Source organism: Streptomyces sp. SD31 (genome assembly GCF_052068475.1).
Taxonomy (GTDB): domain Bacteria; phylum Actinomycetota; class Actinomycetes; order Streptomycetales; family Streptomycetaceae; genus Streptomyces.
The window spans coordinates 161,139-180,876 of sequence record NZ_JBQHCX010000003.1 but is presented as its reverse complement, the minus strand read 5'-3'; the positions used below and the strand labels follow the sequence as shown (position 1 = coordinate 180,876).

20 protein-coding genes are annotated in these 19,738 nt (G+C 70.0%); 16 read left to right on the top strand and 4 right to left on the bottom strand.

What is annotated here, in order from left to right; genetic code table 11:
- Nucleotides 1-25 precede the first annotated feature (25 nt).
- Nucleotides 26-703, bottom strand: coding sequence for a potassium channel family protein (locus ACTMVF_RS08175; protein ID WP_441270276.1), 678 nt, complete (start codon nucleotides 701-703; stop codon nucleotides 26-28).
- A 78-nt stretch (nucleotides 704-781) separates the two neighbouring features.
- Between ACTMVF_RS08175 and ACTMVF_RS08170 the strand changes: the two genes are divergently transcribed.
- The gene (locus ACTMVF_RS08170; protein WP_441270275.1) at nucleotides 782-1,330 is read left to right on the top strand and encodes an HIT family protein; all 549 of its coding nucleotides are present in this window, start codon (nucleotides 782-784) and stop codon (nucleotides 1,328-1,330) included.
- 126 nt (nucleotides 1,331-1,456) lie between these two features.
- Here ACTMVF_RS08170 and ACTMVF_RS08165 read toward each other — a convergent pair whose 3' ends face one another.
- Together ACTMVF_RS08165 and ACTMVF_RS08160 are read right to left on the bottom strand one after the other, a co-directional pair.
- Nucleotides 1,457-3,118 (bottom strand): hypothetical protein, encoded by a 1,662-nt coding sequence (locus ACTMVF_RS08165; protein ID WP_441270274.1) that lies wholly within the window; start codon nucleotides 3,116-3,118, stop codon nucleotides 1,457-1,459.
- Nucleotides 3,119-3,345: 227 nt separating this feature from the next.
- The gene (locus ACTMVF_RS08160; protein ID WP_441270273.1) at nucleotides 3,346-5,544 is read right to left on the bottom strand and encodes an elongation factor G-like protein EF-G2; all 2,199 of its coding nucleotides are present in this window, start codon (nucleotides 5,542-5,544) and stop codon (nucleotides 3,346-3,348) included.
- A 303-nt stretch (nucleotides 5,545-5,847) separates the two neighbouring features.
- Here ACTMVF_RS08160 and pgsA point away from each other — a divergent pair, with 303 nt between their 5' ends.
- From pgsA to ACTMVF_RS08140, 4 genes are all read left to right on the top strand, one after another.
- On the top strand, nucleotides 5,848-6,543 hold the full coding sequence (gene pgsA / locus ACTMVF_RS08155) for a phosphatidylinositol phosphate synthase (RefSeq protein WP_441270272.1): 696 nt from the start codon (nucleotides 5,848-5,850) through the stop codon (nucleotides 6,541-6,543).
- Nucleotides 6,540-7,472, top strand: coding sequence for a phosphatidylinositol mannoside acyltransferase (locus tag ACTMVF_RS08150; RefSeq protein WP_441270271.1), 933 nt, complete (start codon nucleotides 6,540-6,542; stop codon nucleotides 7,470-7,472). Before pgsA ends, ACTMVF_RS08150 begins: the two co-directional genes overlap by 4 nt.
- On the top strand, nucleotides 7,469-8,647 hold the full coding sequence (locus tag ACTMVF_RS08145) for a glycosyltransferase family 4 protein (protein WP_441270270.1): 1,179 nt from the start codon (nucleotides 7,469-7,471) through the stop codon (nucleotides 8,645-8,647). The genes ACTMVF_RS08150 and ACTMVF_RS08145 overlap by 4 nt, the downstream gene beginning before the upstream one ends.
- Nucleotides 8,648-8,811: 164 nt before the next feature.
- Nucleotides 8,812-9,354, top strand: a complete 543-nt coding sequence (locus ACTMVF_RS08140) for a hypothetical protein (protein WP_441270269.1) — start codon at nucleotides 8,812-8,814, stop codon at nucleotides 9,352-9,354.
- Here ACTMVF_RS08140 and ACTMVF_RS08135 read toward each other — a convergent pair.
- On the bottom strand, nucleotides 9,351-9,785 hold the full coding sequence (locus ACTMVF_RS08135) for a VOC family protein (RefSeq protein ID WP_441270268.1): 435 nt from the start codon (nucleotides 9,783-9,785) through the stop codon (nucleotides 9,351-9,353). The genes ACTMVF_RS08140 and ACTMVF_RS08135 overlap by 4 nt on opposite strands.
- A 138-nt stretch (nucleotides 9,786-9,923) precedes the next feature.
- On the opposite strand from ACTMVF_RS08135, the gene pdxS reads away from it, so the two are divergent.
- The 11 genes from pdxS to ACTMVF_RS08080 all read left to right on the top strand — a co-directional run bounded on the left by pdxS (nucleotide 9,924) and on the right by ACTMVF_RS08080 (nucleotide 19,674).
- Nucleotides 9,924-10,829 (top strand): pyridoxal 5'-phosphate synthase lyase subunit PdxS, encoded by a 906-nt coding sequence (gene pdxS / locus ACTMVF_RS08130; RefSeq protein WP_441270267.1) that lies wholly within the window; start codon nucleotides 9,924-9,926, stop codon nucleotides 10,827-10,829.
- Nucleotides 10,830-10,866: 37 nt separating this feature from the next.
- Complete coding sequence (gene pdxT, locus ACTMVF_RS08125; protein WP_441270266.1) at nucleotides 10,867-11,475, top strand: pyridoxal 5'-phosphate synthase glutaminase subunit PdxT; 609 nt, start codon at nucleotides 10,867-10,869, stop codon at nucleotides 11,473-11,475.
- 48 nt (nucleotides 11,476-11,523) lie between these two features.
- A complete protein-coding gene (locus ACTMVF_RS08120) occupies nucleotides 11,524-12,276 on the top strand; it encodes a YebC/PmpR family DNA-binding transcriptional regulator (protein ID WP_128427832.1) in 753 nt (250 codons plus the stop codon).
- A gap of 202 nt (nucleotides 12,277-12,478) precedes the next feature.
- Nucleotides 12,479-13,027 carry a crossover junction endodeoxyribonuclease RuvC gene (gene ruvC / locus ACTMVF_RS08115; protein WP_441270265.1) on the top strand — a complete coding sequence of 183 codons (549 nt, stop codon included), beginning with the start codon at nucleotides 12,479-12,481 and terminating at the stop codon, nucleotides 13,025-13,027.
- Nucleotides 13,024-13,629: a Holliday junction branch migration protein RuvA gene (gene ruvA, locus ACTMVF_RS08110; protein WP_441270264.1), complete on the top strand. Its 606-nt coding sequence runs from the start codon at nucleotides 13,024-13,026 to the stop codon at nucleotides 13,627-13,629. Before ruvC ends, ruvA begins: the two co-directional genes overlap by 4 nt.
- Nucleotides 13,630-13,723: 94 nt before the next feature.
- Nucleotides 13,724-14,794 carry a Holliday junction branch migration DNA helicase RuvB gene (gene ruvB, locus ACTMVF_RS08105; RefSeq protein ID WP_441270263.1) on the top strand — a complete coding sequence of 357 codons (1,071 nt, stop codon included), beginning with the start codon at nucleotides 13,724-13,726 and terminating at the stop codon, nucleotides 14,792-14,794.
- Nucleotides 14,795-14,969: 175 nt separating this feature from the next.
- Entirely contained in the window at nucleotides 14,970-15,464 is a 495-nt protein-coding gene (gene yajC / locus ACTMVF_RS08100) for a preprotein translocase subunit YajC (RefSeq protein ID WP_441270262.1), read from the top strand.
- A 131-nt stretch (nucleotides 15,465-15,595) separates the two neighbouring features.
- Nucleotides 15,596-17,371 (top strand): protein translocase subunit SecD, encoded by a 1,776-nt coding sequence (gene secD / locus ACTMVF_RS08095; RefSeq protein WP_441270261.1) that lies wholly within the window; start codon nucleotides 15,596-15,598, stop codon nucleotides 17,369-17,371.
- 1 nt (nucleotide 17,372) lies between these two features.
- A complete protein-coding gene (secF, locus tag ACTMVF_RS08090) occupies nucleotides 17,373-18,491 on the top strand; it encodes a protein translocase subunit SecF (RefSeq protein ID WP_441270260.1) in 1,119 nt (372 codons plus the stop codon).
- Nucleotides 18,488-19,027: an adenine phosphoribosyltransferase gene (locus tag ACTMVF_RS08085; protein WP_441270259.1), complete on the top strand. Its 540-nt coding sequence runs from the start codon at nucleotides 18,488-18,490 to the stop codon at nucleotides 19,025-19,027. The genes secF and ACTMVF_RS08085 overlap by 4 nt, the downstream gene beginning before the upstream one ends.
- 269 nt (nucleotides 19,028-19,296) lie before the next feature.
- On the top strand, nucleotides 19,297-19,674 hold the full coding sequence (locus tag ACTMVF_RS08080) for a hypothetical protein (RefSeq protein ID WP_441270258.1): 378 nt from the start codon (nucleotides 19,297-19,299) through the stop codon (nucleotides 19,672-19,674).
- Nucleotides 19,675-19,738: the final 64 nt, after the last annotated feature.

Genomic DNA, 19,738 nt, shown 5'->3' with positions numbered 1-19,738 from the left:
ACGTGACGAAGGCCCTCGGGGAAGTTCAGCTTCCCGGGGGCCTTTCGTCTTCCCTGTGGTCGTCTTCCCCGCGGGAGAAGGCCTGGAGGAGCCACGAGGCGAACGTGCCGGTCACGGCGCCGAGCAGGCCGAGCCCCACAGCCATGATCCCGACGGCGATCACCCGCCCGCGTGACGTGACGGGAGTGATGTCGCCGTAGCCGACCGTGGCGAGGGTCGAGCATGTCCACCACACGGCGTCCCCGAAGCTCCGCATCGTCGCGCCCGGCGCCCCGCGCTCCTGCTGGTAGACGGCCAGGGCGCCCGTGAAGCCCAGCAGCACGGTGGACAGCCCGGCATACACGATCACGCGCGCGTGCAGGGAGAGCCGAGGCCTTCCGTGCCGGCGCTGGACAGCCTCGTACAACTTCACGACCCGCAGCGGCCGCAACAGCGGCAGCACCAGCACCACGGTGTCCAGCAGGTGTCTCCGTACGAAGCCCAGGCGCTGCCCGCTGAGCCGCCAGCACAGGGCGTAGTCGACGGCGAACAGTGCCCAGGCGGCACAGGTCAGCGCGAGGCAGAGGTCGAGCACGGCCGGCGGCAGATGACCATGGCCCAGCACGCGGACCGCGTACGAGGCGAGAAAGATCAGCGACGCCCCGAAGAGCGCGACCTCGGTGTGCCGCCGCCGGCGGGCCGTACGACCGTCTTCATCGTCCACCGGCCCAGCTTGGCCCGGGGCGATCGGGTGCGAGCCCCGGCGACACGCCGCGAACGGACGAAGCCATATGCTGCACGCATGACGAGTGAGCCGGAGCAGCAGTGGGGAGTGGGGATCCAGGACGCGTTCCAGCGTCTGTGGACGCCCCATCGGATGGCCTACATCCAGGGTGAGAACAAGCCGACCGGCCCCGGAGCCGACGACGGTTGCCCCTTCTGCTCGATCCCGGCCAAGTCCGACGAGGACGGGCTGATCGTCAGGCGCGGTGAGCAGGTGTACGCGGTCCTCAATCTGTACCCGTACAACGGCGGCCACCTCATGGTCGTGCCCTACCGCCACGTCGCCGACTACACCGACCTCACCGAGCCGGAGTCCATTGAGCTCGCCGCCCTGACCAAGCAGGCGATGACGGCCCTGCGGACCGCCTCCGGCGCCCACGGCTTCAACATCGGCATGAACCAGGGCTCGGTCGCCGGCGCCGGCATCGCGGCCCACCTCCACCAGCACATCGTCCCGCGCTGGGGCGGCGACACGAACTTCATGCCGGTCGTGGGCCACACGCGGGTGCTGCCGCAGCTGCTGGCGGACACCCGCAAGATGCTGGCGGAGGCCTGGCCGACGGCTTGACGGTACCGGCAATTCAGCCCGTCCGGCGTTTGAGGACGAGGCCGTCAAGGCCGAAGGGGGGTCTGGGGGCGCAGCCCCCAGGGGACGGCCACCCAGACCCACCTCACCCGCTCAACCGCCGGAGGCCTACGCGTCGTAGACGTCGGCCTTCCGCGGCGCCGCATCCTGCACAGCCGTACTCAGGAACGCCGAGCGCGTACCGAACTTCTCCGTGTCCACGCCGTTCTCGTCCAGCACCTTGATCGCCGCGGCATGCACCACCCGCAGCACCGGCGTGGCGGCGCGCAGCGCGTCGTCGGCCATGAAGCGGTGCCGCCACGGCTGATCCGCCCACGCGTGCCGGAGCCCGAACGGCTCGGGCAGGCCTATCGTGCCGCCGAGCCAGTTCAGCAGCGGCGGATACCAGGAGATCGGGGCTCGCACCGCCAGCCGTACCACCTCGTCGCTGTTCACCAGCGGAAGCTTCACCTTGCGGGTCTCCCACGGCTTCAGCGACTTGGCGACCTCCTTGGTCGGCGCCTCGGGCTTCTCCTGGAAGAGGCCGTTCACCGGGCCGAGCGCATGCCCGGTGACCTCGATGCGCAACGTCTCGTGCAGCACGGTCACCGTGATCAGCATGGTGATGATCAACTGCCCGTCCCACAGCGTCCACTGGACACCCAGGTAGTGCCGGTCACCGCTGCCGAACTGCTGCTTGTTGCAGATGTCCTGTATCGCGTGCTGCTTGACCTGGTACGCCTCGACGTCCGTGCCCTCCGGCCGGGACACCGCCTTCGCGCCCTCGGCGATCGGCGTGACGACCCAGTGCCGTATCGAAGGCTTGGGAAAACCGCCGGTGTTCAGTGGGCCGCGCTCCAGCATGCGCAACTGGTCGTGGATCGAGCGGATGACGTCCCAGCTGCGGAAGGGGTGGATCTCCCGGGTGGGGTCGGCCGGGGACAGGTTCTCGGCCAACTGCCAGCTGCCCCACCGGGTTCCCATGCCGAGTATCCCCTTGGGCCCGGCGTAGAACACGGAGTTGGACTGCTGCTCCGCGCTGAGCTTGGCGAGCGACTGCCGCAGCTGCTCGGCCTGGGTCTCGGTGGGGCTGGTCGGCACCGCCTCCGGCACCTTCGCGCCGACGCTGCTGCCGGCCAGCAGGCTGTCCCACCGCTCCCGCAGGTCCTTCGCGGTGCGCTCGCAGACCTGCTTGGCCCAGAACCAGCCGACCACGGGCATGACCACACAGGCACGCGCATACCACGCCCAGAACCCGCCGAACGGCATCCGGATCAGGAAGATCACGGCCAGCGCGCCCGCCGCGACGAGCAGCACGGAGGCCAGCGCACCGCCCCGCTTCTCGTTCGCCTTTCCGATGGTGGTGCGCAGCTGGAAGATCAGCAGCCACACCAGCAGGCCGGGCAGGAAGAGCACACCGCACAGGACCGTGATGGCGCTGAGCATCCGATCACGGGCCTTGCGGATGTTGTTGGCGGCCAGACAGTGCTCGACGACGACCTGCGGCTCGGTGCCGAAGGACTGGATCAGCGGCTTGCGGCCGCTGCCGAGCATGCGGTCGACGACGGCACGTGAGAAGGCCTCACCCAGGTTGGGCCGGAAGATCTTGGCCCACGCGCGGCCTTCCTTGACGTCGGTCTGGTGCCATTCGTTGTCGGCCTTCTTGATGTCCTGAAACGGATTGTCCCGATAGGCCGCCGAGGCCAGCGCGAACGTCGCCGTCTGTCCCTCGCCGGCCGTGCGCGGCACCTGCGGACCGAAGATGTCCGCGTAACCGCTCTCAACGGTCATTCCCGCCCCCGATCGCCGCACTGTCGCTTCTGCGGCCTTCCCGACTTCCGTACTCCGCACACCTGTTGATCAATGATCAGCGTATCCCCCGCCACCGACAATCGTCGGCGGACGGCCCAATGCCGCCCGCCGACGCGGAGGGGAGCGTTCCGCAGAAGCCGTTTGTCAGTGCCGAGCGCCGACTACGTCAGCACCGGGCACCGACGACGGTCAGTGCCGAGCGCCGACTACGAGGCGTCGCGCGTCTCTTCCCGAATCCTTTCCGCGACCTGCGGCGGCATCGGCTCGTGCCGCGCGTACGAGCGGTTGAAGCGTGCGGTGCCGTGCGACAGCGACCTCAGATCGACGGCGTACCGGCCGATCTCGATCTCGGGCACCTCGGCCTTGATGAGCGTGCGGCCACCGCTGGTCTGCTCGGTGCCGAGGACGCGGCCGCGCCGCCCGGACAGGTCGCTCATCACGGCGCCCACGTAGTCGTCGCCGACCAGGACGGACACCTCGGCCACTGGCTCCAGCAGATGGATCTTCGTGTCGGCCGCGGCCTCGCGGAGCGCAAGCGCGCCCGCCGTCTGGAACGCGGCGTCGGAGGAGTCCACGGAGTGCGCCTTGCCGTCGAGCAGGGTGACCCGGATGTCGACGAGCGGATGCCCGGCCGCAACTCCCTTGGCGGCCTGGGCCCTTACGCCCTTCTCCACCGACGGGATGAACTGCCGCGGCACCGCGCCGCCGACGACCTTGTCCACGAACTCGATGCCCGAGCCGCCCGGCAGCGGCTCCACCTCGATCTCGCAGATCGCGTACTGCCCGTGCCCACCGGACTGCTTCACATGCCGGCCGCGGCCCGCCGCCTTGTTCGCGAACGTCTCCCGCAGGGAGACCTTGTGCGGCACGACGTCGACCTGGACGCCGTAGCGGCTGCGCAGCCGTTCGAGGGCGACGTCCGCATGCGCCTCGCCCAGGCACCACAGCACCACCTGGTGGGTGTTCTGGTTCTGTTCGAGCCGCATGGTCGGGTCCTCGGCGACCAGCCGGGACAGCCCCTGCGACAGCTTGTCCTCGTCCGCCTTGCTGTGCGCCTGGATGGCGAGCGGCAGCAGCGGGTCGGGCATCTGCCAGGGCTCCATCAGGAGCGGGTCGTCCTTGGCCGACAGCGTGTCACCGGTCTCCGCCCGGCTCAGCTTCGCCACACAGGCCAGGTCGCCCGCGATGGCATGGGTGAGCGTCCGCTGCTGTTTGCCGAAGGGCGCGGACAGGGCGCCGATCCGCTCGTCGACGTCGTGGTCCTCGTGCCCGCGGTCGGCCAGCCCGTGACCGGAGACATGGACCGTCTCGTCGGGGTGCAGGGTGCCGGAGAAGACGCGCACCATCGACACCCGGCCGACGTACGGGTCGGACGCCGTCTTGACGACCTCCGCGACCAGCGGCCCGTCCGGGTCGCACGGCTTCAGCTCGCGCGGCCTGCCGTCGACCGTGGTGACCCGCGGCGCCTCGCGCTCCAGCGGCGTCGGGAAGCCCCGCGTGATCAGCTCCAGCACCTCGACCGTGCCCAGCCCCTGCCGGGCGCCGTCGGCGGCCGGGGCGGCGGCCAGGACGGGGAAGAACGTGCCGCGCGCGACGGCTCGCTCCAGGTCCTCGATCAGCGTCTTGACGTCGATCTGCTCGCCACCCAGATACCGGTCCATGAGGGTCTCGTCCTCGCTCTCCGCGATGATCCCCTCGATCAGCCGGTTACGGGCCTCCTCGATCTCCGGCAGCTGGTCCTCGCCCGGCTCGGACCCCTTGCGCTCCCCGGAGGAGTAGTCGAACAGCTGCTGCGACAGCAGCCCGATCAGGCCGGTCACGGGCGCGTGCCCGTCCGGGCCCTGCGGGCCGTGCAACGGCAGATACAGCGGCAGCACGGCGTCGGGGTCGTCCCCGCCGAAGGCCTCCGCGCAGATCCGCGTCATCTCCTCGTAGTCGGCCCGGGCGGCCTCCAGGTGCGTGACGACGATCGCGCGCGGCATGCCGACGGCCGCGCACTCCTCCCACACCATGCGGGTCGAGCCGTCCACGCCGTCCGAGGCGGAGACGACGAAAAGGGCCGCGTCCGCCGCTCGCAGACCGGCCCTGAGCTCCCCGACGAAGTCGGCGTATCCGGGGGTGTCCAGAAGGTTGACCTTGATGCCGTCCCATTCGACCGGCACCAGGGAGAGCTGCACCGAGCGTTGCTGCCGGTGCTCGATCTCGTCGTAGTCGGAGACGGTGCCGCCGTCCTCCACACGGCCCGCCCGGTTCACCGCTCCCGCGGTGAGCGCGAGAGCCTCCACCAGAGTCGTCTTGCCGGATCCGCTGTGGCCGACCAGCACCACATTCCGTACGGACGCGGGGTGGTCGGCCGCTGTAGCCCTGCCGGCGGCTCCGAGGTGTGTGTTCGCCTTGTCGCCCATGATCCTGCCTCCCGTGCACGGTGAGGTCACTGTGGGCGCGGACATACGGATCCTCCCCCAGGCTTCGCCCGGGAGGTGCCCCCAGCGATGGCGGCTCCGGTGACGCCCGCGGTCCTTCGAGCTTTCCACTCCCGTCACGGTGCGTCCATACGGCGGACGTCATCGCGCCGTCCGGCACCGGTGGACCGGCCCGTCCGACCCGGGTATGAGTGCCCGGCGGTCGCCCGTACGCGCGCGTGGCTACGATGGGCCAGCCGGTGGCCAGCAGGGGCCCACGGCGCCACACCGACCCTCGGGAAGGCCATGCTGAACAAGTACGCGCGTGCATTCTTCACGCGTGTCCTCACACCGTTCGCCGCGTTTCTGATCCGGCGGGGCGTCAGCCCCGACACGGTCACGCTCATCGGCACGGCCGGTGTGGTCGCGGGCGCGCTGGTCTTCTACCCCATGGGCGAGTTCTTCTGGGGCACGGTCGTGATCACGCTCTTCGTGTTCTCCGACCTCGTCGACGGCAACATGGCCCGCCAGCTCGGCCGCTCCAGCCGCTGGGGCGCCTTCCTGGACTCCACGCTCGACCGGGTCGCCGACGGCGCGATCTTCGGCGGCTTCATCCTCTGGTACGCCGGTGGGGGCGACGACCTCGTCCTGTGCGCCGTCTCGATCTTCTGCCTGGCCAGCGGCCAGGTGGTGTCGTACACCAAGGCCCGCGGCGAGTCGATCGGCCTGCCGGTCGCGGTCAACGGCCTCGTCGAGCGCGCGGAGCGCCTGGTGATCTCGCTGGTCGCGGCCGGTTTGGCGGGCCTGCACAAGTTCGGGGTACCCGGCATCCAGTACCTGCTGCCCGTCGCCCTGTGGATCGTCGCCGTCGGCAGCCTCGTCACCCTGATCCAGCGGGTCGTCACGGTCCGCCGCGAGTCGGCGGAGGCGGAGGCGGAGGCGGCGACCGCACAGGACGAGGAGTCGCAGAACGCCTCTCAAGGGAGCGAGGCAGCCAAGTGAGTGCCCAGGAGCGCCTCACGGACGCGCTGTACGCCCTTGGCTGGGGCACCGTCAAGAAGCTCCCGGAGCCGGTCGCCGTACGGCTCGGCCGCACCATCGCCGACCTCGCCTGGAAGCAGCGGGGCAAGGGCGTCCAGCGGCTGGAGAGCAACTACGCGCGCGTGGTGCCCGACGCGAGCCCGGAGCGCCTCGCCGAGCTCTCGCGCGCGGGCATGCGGTCGTACCTGCGCTACTGGATGGAGTCCTTCCGGCTCCCCGCCTGGAGCGCCGAGCGCGTCAAGGACGGCTTGGACGTCAAGGACGTCCACTACGTGACCGACAGCCTGGCAGCCGGCAAGGGCGTGATACTCGCCCTGCCGCACCTGGCCAACTGGGACCTCGCGGGCGCCTGGGTCACCACCAAGCTGGAGACACGCTTCACCACGGTCGCAGAACGCCTCAAGCCCGAGACGCTCTACGACCGCTTCGTCGCCTACCGCGAGGGCCTCGGCATGGAAGTCCTGCCGCACAGCGGCGGCACCGCCTTCGGCACGCTGGCCCGCAGGCTGCGCGACGGCGGCCTGGTCTGCCTGGTCGCGGACCGCGACCTGTCGGCGTCCGGCGTCGAGGTCGAGTTCTTCGGCGACACGGCCCGCATGCCCGCCGGCCCGGCGCTGCTGGCCCAGCAGACCGGGGCGCTGCTGTTCCCCGTCACGCTCTGGTACGACGACTCCCCGGTCATGCAGGGCCGAGTCCATCCGCCGATCGAGGTGCCCGAGACAGGTACCCGGGCCGAGAAGACGTCTGTCATGACACAGGCGCTGGCCGACGCCTTCGCCACGGGGATCGCCGAACATCCGGAGGACTGGCACATGCTCCAGCGCTTGTGGCTCGCCGACCTGGAACCACGACCATGCGCTGCCGACGGCCGGGACGGGGAGCGTCCGTGAGAATCGGCATCGTCTGCCCGTACTCCTGGGACGTGCCGGGCGGCGTCCAGTTCCACATCCGCGACCTCGCCGAATACTTCATCCGGCTCGGCCACGAGGTGTCCGTCCTGGCCCCCGCCGACGACGACACCCCGCTGCCGCCGTACGTGGTCTCGGCGGGCCGCGCGGTCCCGGTGCCGTACAACGGCTCGGTCGCCCGCCTGAACTTCGGCTTCCTCTCTGCGGCCCGCGTGCGCCGCTGGCTGCACGACGGCGAGTTCGACGTGGTGCACATCCACGAGCCGGCCTCACCGTCGCTCGGCCTGCTGACCTGCTGGGCGGCACAGGGCCCGATGGTCGCCACGTTCCACACCTCCAACCCGCGGTCCAAGGCGATGATCGCCGCGTACTCGATCCTCCAGGCGGCGCTGGAGAAGATCAGCGCCCGGATCGCGGTGAGCGAGTACGCCCGCCGCACGCTGGTGGAACACCTGGGCGGCGACGCGGTGGTGATCCCCAACGGCGTCGACGTCGAGTTCTTCGCCAAGGCCGAGCCCAACCCCGAGTGGCAGGGCGACACGATCGGCTTCATCGGCCGCATCGATGAGCCCCGCAAGGGCCTGCCGGTGCTGATGAGGGCCCTGCCCAAGATCCTCGCCGCCCGCCCGCAGACCAGGCTCCTGGTGGCGGGCCGCGGCGACGAGGAGGAGGCCGTGGAGTCCCTGCCCACCGAACTCCGCTCCCGCGTCGAGTTCCTCGGCATGATCAGCGACGAGGACAAGGCCCGTTTCCTGCGCAGCGTCGACCTGTACGTCGCGCCCAACACCGGCGGCGAGAGCTTCGGGATCATCCTGGTCGAGGCGATGTCGGCCGGCGCCCCGGTCCTCGCCTCGGACCTGGACGCCTTCGCCCAGGTCCTCGACCAGGGCGCGGCGGGCGAACTCTTCACCAACGAGGACGCGGACGCCCTCGCCGAGGCAGCGGTACGCCTCCTGGAGGATCCGGCCCGCCTGGCGGAGCTGCGGGAGCGGGGGAGCGAGCATGTACGCCGCTTCGACTGGTCCACCGTAGGGGCGGACATCCTGTCGGTGTACGAGACGGTGACGGCCGGCGCGGCAGCGGTGGCCGCGGATGAGCGAGCCGGGGGCGGCGGGGGGAGTGGCCTGCGGGCACGACTGGGGTTGGCGCGGGACTGAGAGGCATGTGACGGCTCTCGGCGCCGGGCGGGGAAGAGGCGGGGAAGATCAGCCCGCCCGGGGGTGCCCTCTCTGGGGAGTTCTGAGGACGAGGCCCGCCGGTTCAGGGCCGAAGCGGGGGTCTGGCGGCGGCAGCCCTCCGTGACGGAGCTAGTCTGCGGGCCGTGACCGCAACTCTCATCTGGATCCTCGTAGTCCTCGTCGCGATCGGCCTCTACCTGAGCTGGACGGCGGGTCGCCTCGACCGGCTGCACGCCAGGATCGACGCGGCGCGCGCCGCTCTCGACGCACAACTGCTGCGCCGCGCGTCGGTGGCCCAGGAACTGGCCACTTCCGGCGTGCTGGATCCGGCCGCGTCGATCGTCCTGTACGAGGCCGCCCACGCCGCCCGGCAGGCCGAGGAGGAGCAGCGGGAGGTCGCCGAGAGCGAGCTGAGCCAGGCGCTGCGGGCCGTGTTCGCCGAGCCCCAGCAGGTGCAGGCGGTACGGGAGGCGCCCGGGGGAGAGGAGGCGGCCCGCGAGCTGACCGAGGCGGTGCGTCGCGTGCCGATGGCCCGGCGCTTCCACAACGACGCCGTACGGGCGGCCCGGGCCCTGCGGCGACACCGTAAGGTCCGCTGGTTCCGCCTGGCCGGCCACGCCCCGTTCCCGCTGGCCTTCGAGATGGACGACGAGACCCCGGCGGCCCTGGTGGACCGGGCGGGCTAGGCCGTGCCGAAGTCGGGCAGCGTGAGGGAACCGTCCTCGGCGAGCGCGAACCCGGGGTTGTGCGCGATCTCCCAGGCATGGCCGTCCGGGTCGACGAAACAGCCGGAGTAGAAGCCGACGGCATTCGTGGCCGCCGCTTTGGTGACCGTCGCTCCGGCCCGTTGCGCGGCCGTGAGCAGGGCGTCGACCTCGGCGTCGGAGCGCACGTTGTGGGCCAGGGCGATCCCGCCGAAACCGGCTGCCGCGCCGTCCGTCAGGCCGCAGTCCCGCGCCAGTTCGTCGCGGCTCCACAGGACCAGGGCCAGCCCGCCCGCCTGGAAGAAGACCGTCTCCTCGACCTCCTGTCCCCGCCAGCCCAGGGCCTCGTAGAAGGCCCGGGAGCGCGCCACATCGGAAACCCCCAGCGTGACCAGACTGATGCGCTGTTCCATGCGAGGACACTAACGCCGCCAGGCGCCCATGCTGCGGGAAAACGATCCACCGCCTCACCATTGGCCCTTGAAGTGGCCCCCTCCCCTCACGTTTCCTCGTTGCTTGCAGTAGCCCTTTTTCACCGAGCGAGGTCACCCGTGTCCACTTCCGAAAACCAGGCCCCCGAGACCGGCACCGCGCGCGTGAAGCGCGGCATGGCCGAGCAGCTCAAGGGCGGCGTGATCATGGACGTCGTCACGCCGGAGCAGGCGAAGATCGCCGAGGACGCGGGCGCCGTCGCCGTCATGGCCCTGGAGCGGGTCCCGGCCGACATCCGCAAGGACGGCGGCGTGGCCCGGATGTCCGACCCGGACATGATCGAGGGCATCATCGACGCCGTCTCGATCCCGGTCATGGCCAAGTCCCGCATCGGCCACTTCGTCGAGGCGCAGGTCCTGCAGTCCCTCGGCGTCGACTACATCGACGAGTCCGAGGTCCTCACCCCGGCCGACGAGGTCAACCACTCCGACAAGTGGGCGTTCACCACCCCGTTCGTCTGTGGCGCCACCAACCTGGGCGAGGCCTTGCGCCGCATCGCCGAGGGTGCCGCGATGATCCGCTCGAAGGGCGAGGCCGGCACCGGCAACGTCGTCGAGGCCGTCCGTCACCTGCGCCAGATCAAGAACGAGATCGCCAAGCTGCGCGGCTTCGACAACAACGAGCTGTACGCCGCCGCAAAGGAGCTGCGCGCCCCGTACGAGCTGGTCAAGGAAGTCTCCGAGCTCGGCAAGCTCCCCGTGGTGCTGTTCTCCGCCGGCGGCGTGGCCACCCCCGCCGACGCGGCGCTCATGCGCCAGCTCGGCGCCGAGGGCGTCTTCGTCGGCTCCGGCATCTTCAAGTCCGGCGACCCGGCCAAGCGCGCCGCCGCCATCGTGAAGGCGACCACCTTCTACGACGACCCGAAGATCATCGCGGACGCGTCCCGCAACCTCGGCGAGGCCATGGTCGGCATCAACTGCGACACCCTCCCCGAGACCGAGCGCTACGCCAACCGCGGCTGGTAAGCACCCCTCCGGCATCCCTCCCAAGGACTGCACGTACATGACTGACGCACCCGTCATAGGCGTCCTGGCCCTCCAGGGCGACGTACGGGAGCACCTCATCGCCCTGGCCGCGGCCGACGCCGTGGCCAGGCCGGTGCGGCGCCCCGAAGAGCTCGCCGAGGTCGACGGCCTCGTCATCCCCGGCGGCGAGTCCACGACCATCTCCAAGCTGGCCGTCCTCTTCGGCGTGATGGAGCCCCTACGCGCGCGCGTGCACAGCGGAATGCCCGTCTACGGCACCTGCGCGGGCATGATCATGCTCGCCGACAAGATCCTCGACCCGCGCTCGGGCCAGGAGACGATCGGCGGCATCGACATGATCGTCCGCCGCAACGCCTTCGGACGGCAGAACGAGTCCTTCGAGGCGGCCCTCGACGTCAAGGGCGTCGCGGGCGATCCTGTGGAGGGCGTCTTCATCCGCGCCCCCTGGGTCGAGTCCGTCGGCGCCGAGGCCGAGGTCCTCGCCGAGCACGACGGCCACATCGTCGCGGTCCGCCAGGGCAACGCGCTGGCCACGTCGTTCCACCCGGAACTGACCGGCGACCACCGCGTGCACGCCCTGTTCGTCGACATGGTGCGCGCGAACCGGACAGCGGAGTCCTTGTAGGATCTCTGGCGTTCGTTCATAGATGGGTTACGCGAAGGAGACAGGCAGATGTCCGGCCACTCTAAATGGGCCACGACGAAGCACAAGAAGGCCGTGATCGACGCCAAGCGCGGCAAGCTCTTCGCGAAGCTGATCAAGAACATCGAGGTCGCGGCCCGCATGGGCGGCGTCGACCTCGACGGCAACCCGACGCTCTATGACGCCGTCCAGAAGGCCAAGAAGCAGTCGGTGCCGAACAAGAACATCGACTCCGCGATCAAGCGCGGTGGCGGTCTCGAGGCCGGCGGTGCCGACTACGAGACCATCATGTACGAGGGCTACGGCCCGAACGGCGTCGCCGTGCTCATCGAGTGCCTCACCGACAACCGCAACCGCGCCGCCTCCGACGTCCGCGTCGCCATGACCCGCAACGGCGGCAACATGGCCGACCCGGGCTCGGTGTCGTACATGTTCAGCCGCAAGGGCGTCGTCATCGTCCCCAAGGGCGAGCTGACCGAGGACGACGTCCTCACCGCCGTCCTGGACGCGGGCGCCGAGGAGGTCAACGACCTCGGTGAGTCCTTCGAGGTCATCAGCGAGGCCACCGACCTGGTCGCGGTCCGCACCGCCCTCCAGGAGGCCGGTATCGACTACGACTCCGCCGACTCCAGCTTCGTGCCGTCCGTCCAGGTCGAGCTGGACGAGGAGGGCGCCAAGAAGATCTTCAAGCTGATCGACGCGCTCGAGGACAGCGACGACGTCCAGAACGTCTTCGCCAACTTCGACGTCAGCGACGAGATCATGGAGAAGGTCGACGCATAGCGCTGCCGCGAGCCGAACGGCTTCGGCGGGCCGGAGGGACACATCCCACCGGCCCGCCGCTCTTGTCAGTGGCAGCGGATAGCCTGGCGAGAGTCAAAGATCGCCGTCCACGGGCCGCAACCATCAATTGGGGAACCCCGACGGCGCTCAGCCAGGTCCGCGAGCGGCGGCGGTTCAGCCGCAAAAGAGGGAGGGGCGCGGCGTGCGCGTGCTCGGGGTGGACCCGGGACTGACCCGATGCGGTGTGGGAGTGGTCGAAGGCGTCGCCGGACGCCCGCTCACCATGCTCGGCGTCGGCGTCGTCCGTACGCCCGCGGACGCCGAGTTGGGACACCGCCTCGTCGCCATCGAGCAGGGCATCGAGGAGTGGCTGGACGAGCACCGGCCCGAATTCGTCGCCGTGGAGCGGGTGTTCAGCCAGCACAACGTCCGTACGGTGATGGGCACCGCCCAGGCCAGCGCCGTCGCCATGCTCTGCGCCGCCCGCCGCGGCATCCCCGTCGCCCTGCACACCCCCAGCGAGGTCAAGGCCGCCGTCACCGGCAGCGGCCGCGCCGACAAGGCACAGGTCGGCGCCATGGTCACCCGCCTGCTGCGGCTCAGCGCCCCGCCCAAGCCCGCCGACGCCGCCGACGCCCTCGCGCTCGCCATCTGCCACATCTGGCGCGCCCCCGCGCAGAACCGACTCCAGCAGGCCGTGGCCCTGCACGCAGCCAAAGCACCGACCACGTCGAAAGGCCGAACGGCATGATCGCCTTCGTCAGCGGCCCGGTCGCCGCCCTCGCCCCGGACTCCGCAGTGGTCGAGGTGGGCGGGATCGGAATCGCCGTCCAATGCACGCCGAACACCCTCTCGGGACTGCGGATGGGCCAGCAGACCAAGCTGGCCACGTCCCTCGTCGTGCGCGAGGACTCGCTCACCCTGTACGGCTTCGCGGACGACGACGAACGCCAGATCTTCGAGCTGCTCCAGACCGCGAGCGGCGTCGGCCCCCGCCTGGCCCAGGCCATGCTGGCCGTCCACTCCCCGGACGCCCTGCGCCGCGCGGTGTCGACCGGCGACGAGAAGGCCCTGACCGCCGTCCCCGGCATCGGCAAGAAGGGCGCCCAGAAGCTGCTGCTCGAGCTGAAGGACCGCCTGGGCGAGCCGATCGGAGCCCCGGTGGTCGGTGCACCGGTCACCCAGGGTTGGCGCGACCAACTGCACGCGGCCCTGATCGGCTTGGGATACGCGACCCGTGAGGCCGACGAGGCCGTGTCCGCCGTGGCACCCCAGGCCGAAGCCGCCGGGGGCACGCCACAGGTCGGTCAGTTGCTCAAGGCCGCTCTGCAGACCCTCAACAGAGCCCGCTGACGACCGGCTTCCCGGAAAGGCCTGAAGGCGCTGTGCCGGGGCATGCCCCGCTCCTCGTACGACCCACCCGACCGCGACCCCCGAGGCACACTCCATGAACTGGGACGACACGACCGACACCCCCGCCGCCGAGCGGCTCGTCGGTGCGTCCGCCGACCGTGAGGACCAGGCCGTCGAGGCCGCCCTGCGCCCCAAGGACCTGGACGAGTTCATCGGTCAGGAGAAGGTCCGCGAGCAGCTCGACCTCGTCCTGCGCGCCGCACGCGCGCGTGGCGCCACCGCCGACCACGTACTGCTCTCCGGCGCCCCGGGCCTCGGCAAGACCACCCTCTCCATGATCATCGCGGCCGAGATGGGCGCCCCCATCCGCATCACGTCCGGTCCGGCCATCCAGCACGCCGGCGACCTCGCCGCGATCCTCTCCTCCCTCCAGGAGGGCGAGGTCCTCTTCCTCGACGAGATCCACCGCATGTCCCGGCCCGCCGAGGAGATGCTCTACATGGCGATGGAGGACTTCCGCGTCGACGTCATCGTCGGCAAGGGCCCCGGCGCCACCGCCATCCCGCTCGAACTCCCGCCGTTCACCCTGGTCGGCGCCACCACACGCGCGGGCCTGCTGCCGCCCCCGCTGCGCGACCGCTTCGGTTTCACCGCGCACATGGAGTTCTACGAGCCGAGAGAGCTGGAGCGCGTCATCCACCGCTCGGCCGGCCTGCTCGACGTCGAGATCGAGGCCGACGGCGCCGCCGAGATCGCCGGCCGCTCCCGCGGCACGCCCCGCATCGCCAACCGCCTGCTGCGCCGCGTCCGCGACTACGCCCAGGTCAAGGCCGACGGGATCATCACCAGGGACATCGCAGGGGCCGCCCTCGCCGTCTACGAGGTCGACGCCCGAGGCCTCGACCGGCTCGACCGCGGTGTCCTGGAGGCCCTGCTGAAGCTGTTCGGCGGCGGCCCGGTCGGCCTGTCCACGCTCGCGGTGGCGGTGGGGGAGGAGCGCGAGACCGTCGAGGAGGTCGCCGAACCCTTCCTCGTACGCGAGGGCCTGCTCGCCCGTACTCCGCGTGGCCGGGTCGCCACACCCGCCGCCTGGGCGCATCTCGGCCTGACCCCGCCACGCTCGCAAGCTGCGGGAAACGGACAACAGGACCTGTTCGGGACGTGATGGCTCCGTCACGGCGAGCACACTGGCCGGAGCAGGAACCCCGGTGCCATGCTGAGCGTTGTTCCCTGCGCGGAGACTCGCTTAGACTCCGCCGATGCCGCCCTTGTCGACGGCACACATACCCCCAACCATCAGGCCGCTCACCATCGCGGTCGTGTGAAGGAAGTTCCGACCCGTGAGTCTCGTGACCCTCCTCCCGTTCATCGTGCTCATCGGGGCCATGTTCCTGATGACCCGGTCGGCCAAGAAGAAGCAGCAGCAGGCCGCCGACATGCGGAACCAGATGCAGCCCGGATCCGGTGTCCGCACCATCGGGGGCATGTACGCCACGGTCAAGGAGGTCAGCGACGACACCGTCCTCGTTGACGCCGGCCCGGGCGTGGAGCTCCTCTTCGCCAAGAACGCGATCGGTGCCGTCCTCTCCGACGACGAGTACAACCGCATCGTGCACGGCATCGAGCACGACCTGAAGTCCGACGTCGTCCCGGACGACGCCTCCTCCCTCACCGAGACCGACGAGCCCGCCGCCGACTCTGCCGACGCCTCCGACGACAAGCCCGTCGACCTCGGCAAGAAGGACGAGGCCGAGGAGGCGTCCGACGACGCCGCGGCCGAGGCGAAGACGGACGCCGAGGCGAAGAAGACCGACGGCGAGTCCGACGCGAAGTAGCCGTGTTCCGGGGCGCGCGGGCCATGCCCGCGCGCCCCGGAACATGCCGATCTCGCACGGGATCCCGATACCAGTCATGGCCGCTCGCCCGCTGACCTGGCGCGAGGCGGCCCGAGAGGGAGTACGAGAAGGTGGCAGCACCTAAGAAGGGCCGGAGCGCGAGCGCCCAGAGCAAGCCAGGGCGCTCGCTGGCCCTCATCCTGATCGCCATCGTGGCGCTCACCGGGGGAATGTTCGCCTCCGGGCACACCACTCCGCGTCTCGGCATCGACCTGGCCGGCGGCACGAGCATCACGCTCACCGCGGTTCCGGAAAAGGGCCAGGAATCCGCGATCAACAAGACCAACATGGACACCGCGGTCGACATCATGAACCGCCGTGTCAATGGTCTTGGTGTCTCCGAGGCCGAGGTTCAGACCCAGGGCGACAAGAACATCATCGTCAACATCCCCAAGGGCACGAACTCCAAGGAGGCGCGGGACCAGGTCGGCACCACCGCCAAGCTCTACTTCCGGCCTGTCCTGCAGCGGGAGGCCGCCGCCGGCTCGGCGACGCCCACCCCGAGCGCGAGCCCCAGTGGGAGCGGCTCCCCGAGTGCGTCCAGCACCGGCAAGGCCGGCGCCGAGGACTCCGTGAGCTCCGGTTCCGCCAGTCCGTCGGCCACCGCCACCTCGCAGGGCCGCGCCGTCACCGACGCGCTGAAGGCGGACACCACGCCGTCCGCGAGCAACAGCCCCAAGGCGTCCGGCAGCCCTTCGCCGTCCGCGTCGAGCGGCTCCGACGCCGCAGCCGGCAAGCTGCAGCAGGAGTACGCCGCGCTCGACTGCACCAATCCGAAGCAGCGGGCCGCCGCCGGCAAGGGAGCGAAGCCGGGCGAGACCACCGTCGCCTGTGGCCAGGACGGCGAGGTGTGGAGCAAGTTCGTATTGGGCCCGGTCGCCGTCGACGGGACCGAGATCAAGAAGGCCCAGGCGACCTTCAACACCCAGAACGCCGCGGGCTGGCAGGTCGACATGACCTTCAACTCCAGCGGTTCCAAGAAGTTCGCCGACGTCACCAGCAAGCTGGCGCAGCAGACCACCCCGCAGAACGAGTTCGCCATCGTTCTGGACGACAAGGTGGTCTCCCACCCCTACGTCCAGAGCGTCATCTCGGGTGGTACCGCGCAGATCTCCGGCAGCTTCACCCAGGAAGAGGCCCAGAGCCTCGCCAACATGCTGTCGTACGGCGCCCTGCCGCTGACCTTCAAGGAGTCCAGCGTCACCACGGTGACCGCGGCGCTCGGCGGTGAGCAACTGCAAGCCGGTCTGATCGCGGGCGCGATCGGTCTCGCCCTGGTGGTGCTCTACCTGTTGGTCTACTACCGCGGCCTGTCGCTCATCGCCATCGCCTCGCTGCTGGTCTCCGCCGCCCTCACCTACGTGATCATGGCGCTGCTGGGCCCGACCATCAACTTCGCGCTGAACCTGCCGGCCGTCTGCGGTGCCATCGTCGCGATCGGCATCACAGCGGACTCGTTCATCGTGTACTTCGAACGCGTCCGTGACGAGATCCGCGAGGGCCGCTCGCTGCGCCCCGCCGTCGAGCGGGCCTGGCCGCGCGCCCGGCGCACCATCCTGGTCTCCGACTTCGTGTCGTTCCTGGCCGCCGCGGTGCTGTTCGTCGTCACCGTCGGCAAGGTCCAGGGCTTCGCGTTCACGCTCGGCCTGACCACCCTCCTCGACGTGGTCGTCGTGTTCCTGTTCACCAAGCCGCTGCTGACGCTCCTGGCGCGCAGGCAGTTCTTCGCGGGCGGCCACAAGTGGTCCGGCCTCGACCCGAAGCGACTGGGTGCCAAGCCTCCGCTGCGCCGCACCCGCCGTCCCGCCGGTCCTGCCGCCGGCCCTGTCGACCCGAAGGAGGCGTGAGATGTCGAAGCTCGGCAACCTCGGCGCCCGACTGCACCGTGGCGAGGTCGGCTATGACTTCGTCGGCAACCGCAAGATCTGGTACGGCATCTCGATCCTGATCACCATCACGGCCATCGTCGGCCTGGCGGTGCGCGGCCTCAACATGGGCATCGAGTTCGAGGGCGGAGCGGTCTTCACCACCCCGGAGAAGACCGCCGTCTCGGTGGCCCAGGCCGAGAAGTACGCGGAGGAGGCGTCCGACCACGACGCCATCGTCCAGAAGCTCGGCAACGGCAGCCTGCGCATCCAGGTCGCGGGCATCGACACCAGCGAGGCCGACAGGGTCTCGGCGGAGCTGGCCAAGGACCTGGGCGTCAACGAGGACGACGTCACCGGTGAGCTGGTCGGCCCCAGCTGGGGTGAGCAGATCGCCGCCAAGGCCTGGCAGGGCCTCGGCATCTTCCTGGTACTCGTGGTGATCTATCTGGCGATCGCGTTCGAGTGGCGCATGGCGCTCGCCGCGTTCGTCGCACTGATCCACGACATCACCATCACGGTCGGTATCTATGCCCTCGTCGGCTTCGAGGTCACACCGGGCACGGTGATCGGTCTGCTGACGATCCTCGGTTACTCGCTCTACGACACGGTCGTCGTCTTCGACAGCCTCAAGGAGCAGACGAAGGAAGTCACCAAGCAGACCCGCTGGACGTACAGCGACATCGCCAACCGCTCGATCAACAGCACCCTGGTCCGCTCCGTCAACACCACGGTGGTCGCGCTGCTGCCGGTGGCGGGCCTGCTGTTCATCGGTGGCGGCTTCCTCGGTGCCGGCATGCTCAACGACATCTCGCTGTCGCTGTTCGTCGGCCTCGCGGCCGGTGCGTACTCCTCGATCTTCATCGCCACGCCGCTCGTCGCCGACCTCAAGGAGCTCGAGCCGCAGATGAAGGCCCTGAAGAAGCGCGTGCTCGCCAAGCGGGCGCAGGCCGGAGCGCAGGGGGAGACCGCGGACGCCGTGGCCGACGACGAGCAGTTCGACGACGAGTCGGAGGACGCCGCCCCCGCGGTCGTCGGCCCCCGCAACCAGCCCGCGTCCCGCAACCGGGGCCGCGGCCGACCCTCGGGGAAGCGCCGATGACCGGCATCGAGGAGCTGCTGCTCAGCCGTATCCGTGACGTCGCGGATTACCCGGAGCCGGGCGTGATGTTCAAGGACATCACCCCGCTCCTGGCGGACCCGGCGGCATTCACGGCGCTCACCGACGCGCTGGCCGAGATCGCCACGAACACCGGCGCCACGAAGATCGTCGGCCTCGAGGCCCGAGGCTTCATCCTCGGCGCCCCCGTGGCCGTCCGCGCGGGCATCGGCTTCATCCCGGTCCGCAAGGCGGGCAAGCTCCCCGGGGCGACGCTCAGCCAGGCGTACGACCTGGAGTACGGCTCCGCCGAGATCGAGGTGCACGCCGAGGACCTGAGCGCGGGCGACCGCGTCCTGGTCGTCGACGACGTGCTGGCCACCGGCGGCACGGTCGAGGCCTCCCTCCAGCTCATCCGTCGTGCCGGAGCGGAGGTCGCCGGTGTCGCGATTCTCATGGAGCTCGGGTTCCTCGGCGGTCGGCAGCGGCTCGAGCCTGCTTTGTCGGGTGCGCCTCTGGAGACGTTGATCATCGTCTGAGGCCGGCCGACAGGTGAAAAAGGGTGCTCCGGGTTTCCCGGAGCACCCTTTCTGTTGCCGTGTGTGCGAAATGTGCAGATGGAGTGACTTTGTCATGCATTAGACAGATTCCTCAGAAGTTGCTCAACTTCCTTGAGGTGAGCGGGAGGTGATGAGCAAGATCTATACCGACCGGCCCGCCGGCTCGACCAACCCACCTGTGGGTGCCGGCGGGGACCCGAAAACGGAGGAATCAAGTGTCAATCTCGCGCAAGATCGTCACGGGGGCCGTGACCCTGGTATCTGTGGCGGCGCTCTCCGCCGCAGCGGCTCCCGCGAACGCGACGCAGACGGACGCCTCGGCCGATCGCGCCACGCGCTGTTCGAGCTCCTGGAAGAACGCGGGCGCCGTCCCCGGCCGCTGGAGCAAGGTCAAGAACTCCGACTGCAGCATCATCGGCCACGATGGTTTCAAGATCGGCTACCAGTGGGCTGTCGAGCGGGGTGGCCGCATCTGCGTCAAGGTGAAGGGCTTCAATGCTCAGCACAAGCTGAGGTGGTACGACGCCGGCTGCGCCAAGAAGGGCTCCGTCAAGGTGCCGTGGGGGAACGTCGCCGACATCAAGGAGATGAAGGTCAAGGGCGCTGCCCTCTTCAAGTGGCGCTGATCTCCCCGCAGTTGTCCGCGAACACTGTACGGACCGGTCTGAGGCTCGACCGCCCCGGCAGTTG

Excerpts from the sequence above, each read along its gene's own strand:
- ACTMVF_RS08170 (WP_441270275.1), top strand. The coding sequence starts at position 782 with ATGACGAGTGAGCCGGAGCAGCAGTGGGGAGTGGGGATCCAGGACGCG.
- ACTMVF_RS08165 (WP_441270274.1), bottom strand. The coding sequence starts at position 3,118 with ATGACCGTTGAGAGCGGTTACGCGGACATCTTCGGTCCGCAGGTGCCG.
- ACTMVF_RS08160 (WP_441270273.1), bottom strand. The coding sequence starts at position 5,544 with ATGGGCGACAAGGCGAACACACACCTCGGAGCCGCCGGCAGGGCTACA.
- pgsA (WP_441270272.1), top strand. The coding sequence starts at position 5,848 with ATGCTGAACAAGTACGCGCGTGCATTCTTCACGCGTGTCCTCACACCG.
- ACTMVF_RS08135 (WP_441270268.1), bottom strand. The coding sequence starts at position 9,785 with ATGGAACAGCGCATCAGTCTGGTCACGCTGGGGGTTTCCGATGTGGCG.
- pdxT (WP_441270266.1), top strand. The coding sequence starts at position 10,867 with ATGACTGACGCACCCGTCATAGGCGTCCTGGCCCTCCAGGGCGACGTA.
- ACTMVF_RS08120 (WP_128427832.1), top strand. The coding sequence starts at position 11,524 with ATGTCCGGCCACTCTAAATGGGCCACGACGAAGCACAAGAAGGCCGTG.
- ruvA (WP_441270264.1), top strand. The coding sequence starts at position 13,024 with ATGATCGCCTTCGTCAGCGGCCCGGTCGCCGCCCTCGCCCCGGACTCC.
- ruvB (WP_441270263.1), top strand. The coding sequence starts at position 13,724 with ATGAACTGGGACGACACGACCGACACCCCCGCCGCCGAGCGGCTCGTC.
- secF (WP_441270260.1), top strand. The coding sequence starts at position 17,373 with ATGTCGAAGCTCGGCAACCTCGGCGCCCGACTGCACCGTGGCGAGGTC.
- ACTMVF_RS08085 (WP_441270259.1), top strand. The coding sequence starts at position 18,488 with ATGACCGGCATCGAGGAGCTGCTGCTCAGCCGTATCCGTGACGTCGCG.